12 protein-coding genes and 1 pseudogene are annotated in these 11,783 nt (G+C 64.4%); 9 read left to right on the top strand and 4 right to left on the bottom strand.

Going from position 1 to position 11,783, the window contains the following annotated elements:
• The first annotated feature begins 1,093 nt into the window (after nucleotides 1-1,093).
• Both Raf01_RS48355 and Raf01_RS48350 read left to right on the top strand, forming a co-directional pair.
• The gene (locus Raf01_RS48355) at nucleotides 1,094-1,972 is read left to right on the top strand and encodes a nuclear transport factor 2 family protein (RefSeq protein ID WP_203924942.1); all 879 of its coding nucleotides are present in this window, start codon (nucleotides 1,094-1,096) and stop codon (nucleotides 1,970-1,972) included.
• A gap of 246 nt (nucleotides 1,973-2,218) precedes the next feature.
• Nucleotides 2,219-2,701, top strand: coding sequence for a hypothetical protein (locus tag Raf01_RS48350; protein WP_203924941.1), 483 nt, complete (start codon nucleotides 2,219-2,221; stop codon nucleotides 2,699-2,701).
• Nucleotides 2,702-2,818: 117 nt separating this feature from the next.
• Here the strand turns inward: Raf01_RS48350 and Raf01_RS48345 are convergent, their stop codons facing one another.
• From Raf01_RS48345 to Raf01_RS51200, 3 genes and pseudogenes are all read right to left on the bottom strand, one after another.
• Nucleotides 2,819-3,181 carry a hypothetical protein gene (locus tag Raf01_RS48345; RefSeq protein ID WP_203924940.1) on the bottom strand — a complete coding sequence of 121 codons (363 nt, stop codon included), beginning with the start codon at nucleotides 3,179-3,181 and terminating at the stop codon, nucleotides 2,819-2,821.
• 241 nt (nucleotides 3,182-3,422) lie between these two features.
• Entirely contained in the window at nucleotides 3,423-3,761 is a 339-nt protein-coding gene (locus Raf01_RS48340; protein ID WP_203924943.1) for a hypothetical protein, read from the bottom strand.
• 101 nt (nucleotides 3,762-3,862) lie between these two features.
• Nucleotides 3,863-4,480 (bottom strand): annotated as a pseudogene (locus Raf01_RS51200) (RNA-guided endonuclease InsQ/TnpB family protein); the annotation flags it as partial.
• A 40-nt stretch (nucleotides 4,481-4,520) separates the two neighbouring features.
• Between Raf01_RS51200 and Raf01_RS48330 the strand changes: the two are divergent.
• From Raf01_RS48330 to Raf01_RS48315, 4 genes are all read left to right on the top strand, one after another.
• Complete coding sequence (locus tag Raf01_RS48330; RefSeq protein ID WP_203924938.1) at nucleotides 4,521-4,874, top strand: hypothetical protein; 354 nt, start codon at nucleotides 4,521-4,523, stop codon at nucleotides 4,872-4,874.
• A complete protein-coding gene (locus Raf01_RS48325; RefSeq protein WP_203924937.1) occupies nucleotides 4,840-5,115 on the top strand; it encodes a Rossmann-fold NAD(P)-binding domain-containing protein in 276 nt (91 codons plus the stop codon). Before Raf01_RS48330 ends, Raf01_RS48325 begins: the two co-directional genes overlap by 35 nt.
• Before the next feature lie 209 nt (nucleotides 5,116-5,324).
• Nucleotides 5,325-6,926 (top strand): serine/threonine-protein kinase, encoded by a 1,602-nt coding sequence (locus Raf01_RS48320; protein WP_203924936.1) that lies wholly within the window; start codon nucleotides 5,325-5,327, stop codon nucleotides 6,924-6,926.
• Nucleotides 6,927-7,497: 571 nt separating this feature from the next.
• The gene (locus Raf01_RS48315) at nucleotides 7,498-8,493 is read left to right on the top strand and encodes a 5'-nucleotidase (RefSeq protein ID WP_203924935.1); all 996 of its coding nucleotides are present in this window, start codon (nucleotides 7,498-7,500) and stop codon (nucleotides 8,491-8,493) included.
• 109 nt (nucleotides 8,494-8,602) lie between these two features.
• On the opposite strand, the gene Raf01_RS51195 is transcribed toward Raf01_RS48315, so the two are convergent.
• The gene (locus Raf01_RS51195; RefSeq protein ID WP_373319801.1) at nucleotides 8,603-8,911 is read right to left on the bottom strand and encodes a restriction system modified-DNA reader domain-containing protein; all 309 of its coding nucleotides are present in this window, start codon (nucleotides 8,909-8,911) and stop codon (nucleotides 8,603-8,605) included.
• A 1,000-nt stretch (nucleotides 8,912-9,911) separates the two neighbouring features.
• On the opposite strand from Raf01_RS51195, the gene Raf01_RS48305 reads away from it, so the two are divergent.
• The 3 genes from Raf01_RS48305 to Raf01_RS48295 all read left to right on the top strand — a co-directional run.
• Complete coding sequence (locus tag Raf01_RS48305; RefSeq protein WP_203924933.1) at nucleotides 9,912-10,418, top strand: hypothetical protein; 507 nt, start codon at nucleotides 9,912-9,914, stop codon at nucleotides 10,416-10,418.
• A 351-nt stretch (nucleotides 10,419-10,769) separates the two neighbouring features.
• A complete protein-coding gene (locus Raf01_RS51190; RefSeq protein ID WP_373319800.1) occupies nucleotides 10,770-10,940 on the top strand; it encodes a transposase family protein in 171 nt (56 codons plus the stop codon).
• A gap of 183 nt (nucleotides 10,941-11,123) precedes the next feature.
• The coding region (locus Raf01_RS48295; protein WP_203924931.1) for a transposase at nucleotides 11,124-11,783 on the top strand (660 nt) is incomplete at its 3' end.

Below are 11,783 nucleotides of genomic sequence, written 5' to 3'. Positions count from 1 at the left end.
GGATCTGAGGTCTGACTTTCAGCTGGACACGGCCGACCATCGCCGGGCCAATCCGATCTCGTAGTAGCCCTCCACGTACCGGCCGCAGCGGCGATAGCAGGCCGAGTCCGAGTGGGATGCTGCTTTCCCGCAGCCCTTTGCCCTACGCCTGGGCGACCTGGACACCAGCTCTGGCCCCATCCGGCTCAGGGAGAAAGGCGGCACCGTCCGCTGGCAACCGATCAGCCTCCCCCTGGCCGCCCGACTGGCCGACCACGCTCGCCGCCGCGGCGCGGTCGCGCCCACCGACGCACTGCTGCGCTACCGTAACGGTCAACCGCTGACCAGCCGGCGCTACGACCATCTATAGAAACGCATCGGCGACCAACTGCCCTGGGTCGCGGCCCAGGGCGTGTCCGTGCACTGGCTGCGCCACACCACCCTGACCTGGGTCGAACGGCGCTTCGGCTACGGCGTGGCCCGCGCCTACGCCGGCCACACGGACAAGACCGGACCAGCCACCACCACCTAAATCAAAGCCGAACTCCAAACCGTCGCCCGCGCCCTCGCCCCGATGACCGGCCAGCCACACCTGCTCGCGGTGACGACGGACGAGTCCAATGGGTCCTCTGCTGCATCAGGTTCCAGGAGCGTGTCTTTGACTGTTCGGGAGGAGGTGGACCTGTTCGGCCCCCGGCGTCGCCGTTCCCACGCCGACCCGGGGCCCCTCAATCGGGCAATCCGCGTAGTCTCACGATGCACGGGCCTGGCCCGGCCGTGCGGTGGTCCTCGATGCCGTCGCTGGGACGCTGAGCCAGCCGCAGGATGCGGCGACGGAGCAGATGTCACCGGAGGCCAGGGTCGGGCGGGCCACCGGCGGCGAGCACAGACGGCCCAACGCGTCTGGCCGCGTTCGGCTTCCCGTCCATCGTGGACAACGGCAATACACTCTGAAGCATGATGGGACAGCGTCCACGTGGGTCAGGCGCCGGCTGATGGGTGCAGATGAAGAAACGCGGGACGAGTGGACGGCATGGTCTGAGCGTGCGCGTCGTACCGCCGCGTGCCCGGGTGAGCGATGCATTCGGTGGGCTCTTCTAAAGAAGGAGCATCCATGTATTACATGACTGGCGGACAGGAGTTCTACGCGCGACTGAGTAAGGCCCGTGAGGACCAGGATATCGCCGCTCTGGGCGCGTTTTACCATCCAGATGCCGTTTCCATTTCGCTCTCGACCGGTCAGGTCTTCAGCGGGAGACAAGCCATTGTCGACGCGTTCGCCCGCACGTTCCAGGCGGCAGGGGTGATCTCGTCCAAATCCGTTGAGAGCCTCGTTGAGGCGGCCGGGACTGTCTGTGTGGAAGCCACGTTCACTACCCGATCTGGCCAGATTCAGACCTACGATATTTACCTACTGCAAGCAGGTATGATAAAGCAGCACGTTTCCGGTCTGATTTCGCCACATCCGCCCGTTGGTCAGGGCCGGGTCCAGCAATGGCCACAGACGAACGGCTGGGCTTTTTTCCATTACTTGCGTACCGCGGCCGAGGCCCGGGACTTCGTTATATTGGCAGGCCTCCACCACGCCGATGCGGTTTCGGTGGGCTGCAGCCTGAATCATTCGTTGTCGGGAAGAGAAGCCATTGTCAATTCAGCCAAACAGTTTGCCGCCAACGGCGGTTATCTGAAGCTGAAATCTATCGAGGCTTTCGCGGAAAGCTCAGAGATCATCTGCTTGGAAAGCGTGCAGACGCTGGAGATCACCAGTACCAGGGCGGGTTCTGCTCAAATTGACCTGCTCAACTATGCCGTATGGGTGGTGCATGCTGGAAGAATACAACGCCATTTCAGCGGCTACATCTCACCACGAGGACCCGACCTCCAACGCGCAATCCAGCGAGAAACCGAACGGTTGCTGGAGAAAGAAAAGGACATACACGGAACAATCATGGATGCATGGCGCAGCAGGTTGTATCCGCGCCGCTGGTGGTAGCCGGTCCCGAGCTTCAAGTTTCACGGGTCAGTTCCACCAATTTTGCGGAAGTGGCTCAGTGCGCTTCACGGGTGGAGTCGGAGAGATTGGATTCCGATTTATTCGTCCCTCACTTCAAGATCTTCATTGAGCCATTCCGCGTAACGACGGGTGCCACTGGGTAGTCGGTCGTTGTTGGTGTGGCGAGACACGCCGGTTGCGTTGCGGTGCAACGAAAAGACGCAGAACCCCGGTGGCGGAGCGGGCATGGCGGGGTACCCGCGCCGACACGCGTTGTCGACCCACCATCAGGCGTTGCTGCGCCGGTTCCTCGACGGCACCCGGATGAAGCAGTTGGCCGCCGACAACGGCATCGGTAAGTCCACCGGCTACGACTATCTGCCCGAGGGCATCGACGTGTTCAAGGCGCGGGCGCCGGGCCTGCACGGGGCGCTGCTGGCGGCCAAAGCCGCGGGGTACAGCCACGTGAACATCGACGGGATCCTGGTGGAGACCGACCGGGTATCCACGCCCGGACCTACACCTGGGGTGGACTTGTGGTGGTCAGGCAAACACGACAACCACGGCGGCAACGTGCAGGTCATCAGCGCGCCCGACGGCCGGCCGATCTGGACATCCGGGGGTGCGTCCCAGCCGCGAGCACGACACCACCGCGGTGCGTACCCACAGCGAGATCCTGCCCGCCCTGGCCGCTTGCCGCCGGTGACCCGCGCACCGTCGGGGATCTGAGCTCTGAGGGCGAATCCGGCACCATTACCGTGGCGTTCAAGAAACCCAAAGGCAGCCGGCTGACCGCCGAAAAGCAGCAGCTGTTCGCAGTCCCCGACGCGCCCCCAATGACTGGTCCTATCGGCGCAGTGGCCAGACGGTGACCGTGACGGTTCCGTCGCCTCCTTCGATGGGCTGTTCCTGAGGGGTGGCGTCGGCTTCGTAGAAGGGCTTCGTCCAGGCGGTACGGTTGCGGTATAGGGCGAACCGCAGGCCCGGGTCCTTGTCCGTACGTACGCTAACGACGGTCACAGGCTGCGGGAGGATGAGTTCTCCGGACCCTTCGGTGTAACGCAGCGAGCGTCCATCCTCGACAGTGAGGATGAGAGTTATCCTCGCTGTCTCCCGAGCGGCTTCCTCCGCTGCCTCCGCCGTCGCCCGCTCCCGGCCCTGGACGGGGCTGGGAAGGTCATTTCTTTGGATCTCTTTCGGCTCTGGCATGTGTGTCAATGTAGGAGATGTCCGCCACCGGCGGCCCGGGCAGCGGCGTACTACACCAGCGCGGTCAACTGACGTCCGGGCTCGATGACGGACGCGGCCAGCCGCGTGCCCGCCCAGCAGCGCCGCCCGGCTGGCTGACCATCTCGTGTGGCTCACGCGCGTCGGGGTCTGCAACCGCCGGTGATCGCGGCGGTCTGCATTTGCGACAGCGAGGTGAACTGGCGCCCCCCGCCAGAACGAGTCACGAACATACCGCTTCGGTCGTTCCACCCGCGGCTTGTCCTTCGGTTTCGGCCCCAGAACCGTGGTGATGATCGGGGCGAGGCGGGCGATCCACCGTGACACCGTCGGCTGCGAGCAGCCGAACAGTTCGCCGATCAGCGCCTGGGGCAGGGTGCTGGCGCAGGTGTATCAGCACCATCAGTACCGTGCGGTACGGGCCGACCGTGCGCCGCGGTGCGGGATCGATGCCGCCAGCGGCGTACACGTCGGCGACGAGCTGATCTGCTTGTTGCTGAGACAGTCCGGTCATAATCTGCATACACGGCGGCCGGTGCGCGAAGATGATCTGTGTCGTCACAAACCGGGTGACCTACGCGCATCCGGCCGCCGTGTCCATCACGGACACATCACAAGTCGATCAAACCGGACTCATCGACGTCTCACTATTGAGTAACGCTCTTACGGTCTGTCTCGAAGTCGTGTTTGTTGACTCGTCTGACAGCGTCCTTCTCGGGCGTCCCTGACACCGCACCCGCGGGGGTGTGGTGGTGGGGTTCCTCCGTCGTTGGGGTCGGTTTCACCCGCACCTGGGTGTGGGCCAGAGCCTGCCCCTCGGGAGGCGTTGATGACCGGGCCTCGTTCCTCGGGGTCCCGGGTCTGGGTGTGGTGCTGCTCGCCCCAGACTGCGAGGTTGATCGCCGCGTTGCGGTCCCGGTCGGCCTGGTAACCACACCCGTCGCAGACGAACATTCGCTGCGACAGCGGCAGCTTCGGGCCGACCGTGGCGCATCGGCTGCAGGTGCGGGTGGACGGATACCAACGCCAAGCGTGTTCGACCTGTCCGCCGCGCCACTGCTGCTTGTAGCACACGATCCGATCGAATTGGGCCCAGGCGGCGTCGCTGATCGCCACGGCCAGCCGCCGGTTACGCAGCGTGCCACGGATGTGCAGGTCCTCCAGCACCAGCTGGTCGTGAGTCTTGACCAGCGTGTTAGCGACCTGATGCAGATACTGCTGTCGAACATGACGCACATGGGCGTGCGCCCGGCCGAGCCGGGCCACGGCCGTGCGTCGATGGTGCGAGCCCCGCTGTTACGGCTGACCTTACTGGTTACTCATGCACGGCGCCCCGGGCGGGCTGGTCGCCGGGATCCGGCCGGAGAACGGCCACACGGCCAAGGCGATTCTCAGCTTCACCTCCCCACTACTGGAATACGACCGGCGCGATGTACCTGCCCAGCAGGAGATTCTGCGCGCCAAGTTCGCCGGCGTGGGCTGGCTGGTGCCGCAGTTCCTCGCCGCCATGCCCGCCGCCGCCGACTTCTACTTCGACTCCCTGAGCCAGGTCCATATGCCTCAGTGGTACCGAGGGCGGACGGTGCTGCTCGGCGACGCCCGGATACTGCGGCTCGCCGCTGGCCGGGCTCGGTACCGCGATGGCGCTCGTCGCCGCCTACGTGCTCGCCGGTGAGCTGTCGGCGACACCCGAGGACCACGAGGCGGCGTTCGCGCGCTACCAGGAGGAGACACGCGTCTACGTGAAACAGTGCCAGACCCTGCCGCCCGGCGGCGTGAAGGGCTTCGCGCCGAACAGCGCGCTGATGATCCGGATGCGCAACGTCTCGATGGCCATGACCACCCGCTGGCCAATGCGCGCGCTCGCAGCAAAGCAGTTTCAGAAGGCTGACGCGATCACGTTGAAGGACTACTGACGGCGACACCCTGGCGACGAGCCAGACCAGGCGCCTTCGCCCACGTCGGCGCCGGTCTCACCTCATCATCGGGGCCTGGGCCGGCCCGGCGGGCGCCGGGCAGAATTCTACGGCTGCTCGCCGGCTTACGGGCAACGCGGCCTCGCCGGGCCGTCTCGGAACCGGTCGGACGGTGCTCCAGCCGCCGGCCGGGCTCGTAAGATGCTGCGGTGGACACCGCCTGGGGGTCAGACCAGCGGCTGATCGACGGCCGCTTCGAACTGTTGCAACGGCTCGGTGCCGGGGGCATGGGCACGGTGTGGCGGGCCCGCGACGTGATGCTGCACCGTGAGGTGGCGCTCAAGGAAGTCGCCGTCACGACGGACCTCGACCCGGCCGCAGCGCGGCTGACGCGGGAACGAACCGTGCGAGAGGCCCGGGCGCTGGCCCGCCTGCACCATCCGAACGTGGTGACCATCTACCACATCGTAGACTCCACGCAGGCTGCCCATCCGTGGCTGGTCATGGAGCTGGTGTCCGGCGGGTCGCTCGCCGACCGCCTCGGCCCCGGCCCGCTCACGCCCCTCGAAGTGGTCAGGATCGGCCGGGGCGTGCTCGCCGCGCTGCGCGCCGCCCACGCAGTGGGCGTCCTGCACCGCGACGTCAAGCCCGCCAATGTCCTGCTGCGGCCTGACGGTTCGCCGGTGCTGACCGACTTCGGCATCGCGGCCCTGCACGAGTCGGCCGGGCTGACCGCAACCGGCACCGTGATCGGCTCGCCGGAATACATAGCACCCGAGCGGATCCGCGGCGCGGAGGGCGACCCCGCGTCGGACCTGTGGTCCCTGGCCATGATGCTCTACGTCGCGGTCGAAGGGCACAATCCGCTGCACCGCGAGACCGTGATGGCCACCCTGGCCGCTGTACTCGACGCCCCGATTCCGCCGCCGACGCAGGCCGGACCGCTGACACCAGTGCTCTCGGCGATGCTCGTGCGCAACCCGGCGGCCCGGCCCGACGCGGCGCATTTCGATCTGATGCTCGCAGAGGTCGAACACCTCCTCGGCAGCCCGGGGCCGATGCAAGGCACGCCTCCGCCGGGGTTCTACCCCCCACTCGCCGACGTCCGGCCGTCCTGGGCGCCGCCGGTGCGGCAGCAGGCTCCCAAGCGGCGCTGGCGGGCCGTGATAGCCGGCGCCACGGCCACGGCACTGCTCGGGGCGGCCGGCGTTCTCGTGTGGACGCTGCACCTCTCGTCCGGCACCTCGATACCGGACGGCACAGGTGCGGCGGGCGGTACGCCGCCGGCAGGCGCACCAGGAGCACAGTTCAGCCCGGCCACGACGCCGTCCTCCTTCACCCTGGGGACGCAGGGAGGGCTGCTCACACCGACAAGCGTCCGAGCCGCGATCACTGCCTTCCGCCAACTGATCGGCGGTACCAAAGTCAAAGAGCTCTCCGTGACCACCGCGGTGATATCGGCACAGGCGCCGACCAGAGCAGACCTGACCGTGTACGACGATTACGTCTACTATGGTGGCTCGACCGCCTCGGACTGGACGCCGGGCTCCACGCTCACGGCCAGCGACGTGCTCTTCGACCCGACGGTCATCGACTGGAACAAGCTCCCGGCGCTTCTGCAGACGGCCGACACCCAGCTCGGCATCCAAAAGCCGACGACACTGCTGGCCGTCGCGACCGGCGGCGTGTCCGGTACGGTTCCCGCGCTGCTGGTATACGCACAGGACGCTCACGGCAGCGCGTACCTGGTGGCCGACGCCAAGGGCAACATCGTCAGGAAGTATCCACGCACCCCGCCGTCCACACCGTAGCCCGAGTTCGCCGCCCGGCGCGGACCGGGCGCCGTGATCGTCCAAGTCCGGTCAACGGCCATAACAAGCCCAGCAGGTACACCCTCCGGAGGGAGCGGGTTCGTCGAAGGACACGTGCCTGCTGAACTGCGCGTTTAGGTCGATCACCCTGGGGGAGCGTGTGGCGTTGCCGTCCATTTGCCGCGGAGGCCGATCGATCGACCCATGAGGGGGACAGCGGCTCCTACGAGGTCGACCAGCACTTAGGCGCCAGCGTCCTGGCCCCCGCTAATGGTCAGGCCCAGGAATCTCCACACCTCAACATGATCCCCGCAATCTGCCTCCGGTCGCCGAGCTCGGTGCCCAAGACGCGGACCCGATCGACGGTCTACGGCCCATGCCCGCGTGGCTTGGCTGAAGGCAAACGCTCCGGCGGATGGCTGAACCGATGGAGCCGGCTGATTCCGGGTTCTCGAACCGATCGTAAGATTGGGTGCCAGCGACAGCATTCAACCCGATCGTTCCCTCGCACTAGACATCGGTCGCCGCGTCGCGTGCCTGCCGTACAAGCGGCGCGCAGAGGAGGAGAGATATGTCGTACGACCTCGACAAGCGTCTTGTGATCGGCATAGCATCAAGTGCTCTGTTCGATCTTGCGGAATCCGATACCGTCTTTCGCAACGAGGGTGAAGAATCGTACCGCCGGTACCAACAGGCGAACCTGAGCCGACCCCTACGCGGTGGCGTCGCCTTTCCGTTTATCAAGCGCTTACTATCCCTGAACGATCTTGCAGTGACTCATGACGATCCGCCTGTAGAGGTAATAGTCCTGTCACGGAACGATCCAGATACTGGGCTGCGCGTCATGAGGTCAATTGAGTATCACGAGTTGCCTATAACGAGGGCAATCTTTACGCAGGGTAGATCGCCGCATCAGTACATGCCGGCGCTACACATGTCGCTGTTTCTGTCGGCTAACGATCAGGACGTCCGCGAAGCTGTGGAAAAAGGACTGCCTGCCGGCCGGGTGCTTGAGTCAGCGTACCTCGACGACGACCACGATGGTGATCTGCGGATTGCGTTCGACTTCGACGGAGTCTTGGCAGATGATGCGTCCGAGCGAGTGATGCAAGAAGAAGGGCTTGCGCGATTTATGGATTACGAAACTGCGAACCTTGTCTCTCCGCATACTCCCGGGCCGCTACAAGACTTTCTACGCGAAATTAACAAGATTCAGCGCCTAGAAGAGAACCGGAAGCTAACGGACCCGCAGTACTCAATCAGATTGCGCGTCTCGATTATCACCTCGCGAAGTGCACCCGCACACGAGCGAGCTGTGGCTAGCCTGAAGTCTTGGGGCGTAACGGTCAACGATGCATTCTTCCTCGGGGGGATCGACAAGGGTGCAATAGTCAAGATTCTTCGGCCGCACATCTTCTTCGACGATCAAGAAGGCCATTTGAGGTCTACATCGCTGGCAGCCCCCAGCGTACACGTGCCGTTCGGCGTGCTGAACGCTGCCAAGACCGACGCCGTAGATCTGGCACTCAAGGAACGGATCGAGGAACTCGGGCCCGCTGCTCAATGAGCGATCGCACGCCCGATCTGCGGGGTTTCTCGACGTGCCTACGCCATCTAGCCATAAGGAAGCGATTAGGCCGGCGCCGATAGCACCGTGGTCCACCGCCTTTCCTGCTCTAGCCGGTCGCTTTTACCCCAAGAGCGCGGATATCTTTCAACGGCACAGTCGCCCCGTTACGTGAGACGTGCCAGAACTCCCAGCCTTTACGTGGCTTACCAAGTGCAAATGCAGCCGCCTCATCCAGGTCAGGCAGCATTTCGCCGGTAGGCATTCGTACTCGTCCGTCGGCTGAAAGATGTGCTGCAAAACGACCGGCTGGACGCCTCGAGATGCCGACCATGGGCTCGCTCTCCATAAGTAACCCGACCTCGATCAGCCGACGCAAGTCAGGTGCCGTCCTTCGCCCGCCGCGCGCCGATGTCACAGACTTCCTACGCACGGTTTTCGGCACTTCTGGCACGGCAAAGCCGAGCCCTTCCGGATTCCAGATCAGGCGACAGATTCTCTGGTAAAGGAGCTGCCGGGTGTCAATGGCTTCCTTCCCGAATTCGACCGGAAACGATCGAAACAGCTCCCCGAGGTCGTGCTCGGTGATGAACCTTTTTGAATCGAGGATAAACGGCTGTCCCGCCGACAGGCGTTGCTCAATGGGGCGGGCACTGTGTAGCGACCCTTCTCAAGCTCTACAACAATGTCATGATCGTGGGGAAGAACAGCTCCTTCAGCGCGTTCAAGCCGACCTCGGCACTGAAACTTGTGACGACATCTGGGCGGGCGAGGCGGCCCCAGTTCGCCGGTTGCTGAGTGAATCGAAGATGAAAAATTCACGTTCGTGTGGGCTCCCGAAAACTGTCAGAGGGCTCGCCTACGGTGGTCCTTCGCGAGTTGATGCTCGTTCCAGTTGATCGAGTTGAAGCGGCGATTCCGCTCGAGCTTGAAGCGCTTGGGAGATCACGACATGAGTAATCGGCAGTATCCCTCTGGAGTAGATCAAGCTCTGTTTCTGCTCAGCCGAGGACTATGTTACGAGCCTAGTTGCCAGACCCCTGTGCTGAGGCAGGTAAATGGAGAGCCAAGAGTCAACGTCTTCATAGCTCACATCTGTGCGCTCAATGAGCGCGGCCCTCGCTTCGAGCGTTCGATGACTGTACCCGAGCGGAACAGCTTTCATAACTTGCTTCTACTGTGCAAGCCGCACCATGACGAGATCGGCAGCCCGCAGACGAGGGCGAAGTATTCGGTAAGCCTGCTGCGACGTTGGAAGACTGATCGCGAAGGTAACTTGACGACACAACTCGAAGGATTGAGCGGGTTGACTCAAGACTCGTTCGAGGAGTTGATGACCAAAGTTGTCCTGACAGGACAAGCAGGAGCTCATGGAAGCGATTGAGGAGGTCGCGAAGACTAGTAGGAGGTCGGCCGACATGCTGAAGACCCTCATGGCGGAGCGTTTCGAGCGACCTTATCTTGATCGGGACATGGTGGCGTCGCTGGAGTACTCGGCCGCGCACTTGATGCATCTCCAAGACACCACCTGGCCACTGCACGAGTCCGCAATGGCTCTGAAGGGGCTAGAGGACAGCGCCTCCCTCTTAATCGATTCGGCGAACGTATTCAGAGGATTTGAATATCATGTCGAAACGCTGCGTCAGGCAGCGACCGTTTTAGAGCGTTCAGGATTCGATGAGGTTGGACGTGACCTCAGTCGGCTGGAGGCGGTCGCCGAGCGCCTGACTAGCGCGAGCACGTCTTTAACGACTCATAGCGGCACTGCCAAAGCTTTGGAGCAGGCGGCCGAGAACCTCGCCTTTCACGGCCGAGGCCCGACGCTCGATGTACAGGAGAAGCGCCGCTTCTTCGGGTGGGGAACCCTGGTCGGGGTTCTCGCGGTCGTCCTGGTCCAGGTCCTGGCCATCGTCTTGACAAAGTAGGGCTTGAACGACGGCGTCTTCCGCTGCGGCGTGAGGTAGCCGTCCCCGGCCAAACTTGGGCACGCATTGGGCACAGACGGCCGCCGACCGCCGGATCTTGCCGTACCCAGCCGGACAAACGATCGAGCCCCCTGACCGCGTACCACCTGGTCAGAGGGTGTCAGCGGCCAGTGAATACGGTTCTGGATCAATCTTTGTGGTGCGTGACGTAGCGTAGCCGTCTGGGATGATCTCTCGGTGGTCGATGCGACGCTGATTGGGGCTCTGCTGCCCCGGCTTGCTGGTGTGGTGGTCGAGGACGTCGCAGGCGATGGCGAGGTGCTGCGGATCCGGGCTCGGACCTCGACGTTGATGGCGCGATGCCCTGGCTGCGGAGCGTGCTCGGTAAGGGGGCATGGTCGGTACGAGCGTCGCCTGGCGGATGCCGCGGTCGGTGGCCAGCGCGTCGCGCGACGATTATCGGTCCGCCGGTCCGCCGGTTCGTCTGCGCGGCCACGGACTGTCCACGCTGGACGTTCGTAGAGCAGGTACCCGGACTGACGTTCCGTTACGGCCGGGTCAGCGTGCTGCTGCATGACGTCCTGCAGACGATCGCCCGTGCGTTGGCCGGACGGCCCGGCGCCCGACTGGCCCAGCGCATCTGGGTGACCGTATCCAGGTCCACGCCTGCTGCGCAGGCTCCGCGAACTACCACACGACGAAGTGGTGGCCTGCCCACCGGTACTCGGGGTCGATGACTTCGCACTGCGCCGCGGCCACGTCTACGCGACAATCCTCATCGACATGCAGACCGGCCGCCCAGTGGACGTGCTACCCGACCGCACCGCGGCAACCTTGGCCGACTGGCTACGCCGGCACCCCGGCGCACAGATCGTGTGCAGGGACCGGGCCTCCGCCTACGCCGAAGCGATACGTGCCGCGGCGCCCCAGGCCCGGCAGGTCGCCGACCGGTGGCACGTGTGGGCGAACCTGACCGAAGCGGTGGAGAAATGCGTCCTGGCCCACCGAGGATGTCTCAACAGCCCCGTGCCGGTGCCCGCACCGCCGGCCGACACGCCGGCACCATTTCCGACTGTGGAGGGCCGCCTGGCCGCGCGGACCCGAGAACGCCACACCGCGATCCATGCACTGTCGGGCAAGGGGGTCAGCATCGGCGTGATCACCGAGACTCTCGGTCTGGACCGCAAGACGGTACGCCGCTACGCGAGCACCGCTACCGCGGAGGAACTCCTGCATCCCAGAGGCCAGCGCAACGGTTCGCTGCGCCTGTATCTCGCGTATCTGCACCAGCGGTGGAACGAGGGCTGCACGGACGCGGTACGCCTTTACCACGAGATCCGCGAAAAGGGATACCAAGGCAGCGAT

The sequence above is a fragment of the Rugosimonospora africana genome, from assembly GCF_016862975.1.
GTDB classification, from domain to species: Bacteria; Actinomycetota; Actinomycetes; order Mycobacteriales; family Micromonosporaceae; genus Rugosimonospora; species Rugosimonospora africana.
This window is presented reverse-complemented; position numbering and strand designations above follow the sequence as displayed.

Excerpts from the sequence above, each read along its gene's own strand:
- Raf01_RS48350 (WP_203924941.1), top strand. The coding sequence starts at position 2,219 with ATGGCGGGGTACCCGCGCCGACACGCGTTGTCGACCCACCATCAGGCG.
- Raf01_RS48325 (WP_203924937.1), top strand. The coding sequence starts at position 4,840 with ATGGCGCTCGTCGCCGCCTACGTGCTCGCCGGTGAGCTGTCGGCGACA.
- Raf01_RS48315 (WP_203924935.1), top strand. The coding sequence starts at position 7,498 with ATGTCGTACGACCTCGACAAGCGTCTTGTGATCGGCATAGCATCAAGT.
- Raf01_RS48330 (WP_203924938.1), top strand. The coding sequence starts at position 4,521 with ATGCACGGCGCCCCGGGCGGGCTGGTCGCCGGGATCCGGCCGGAGAAC.
- Raf01_RS48355 (WP_203924942.1), top strand. The coding sequence starts at position 1,094 with ATGTATTACATGACTGGCGGACAGGAGTTCTACGCGCGACTGAGTAAG.
- Raf01_RS48305 (WP_203924933.1), top strand. The coding sequence starts at position 9,912 with ATGCTGAAGACCCTCATGGCGGAGCGTTTCGAGCGACCTTATCTTGAT.
- Raf01_RS51190 (WP_373319800.1), top strand. The coding sequence starts at position 10,770 with ATGGCGCGATGCCCTGGCTGCGGAGCGTGCTCGGTAAGGGGGCATGGT.
- Raf01_RS48345 (WP_203924940.1), bottom strand. The coding sequence starts at position 3,181 with ATGCCAGAGCCGAAAGAGATCCAAAGAAATGACCTTCCCAGCCCCGTC.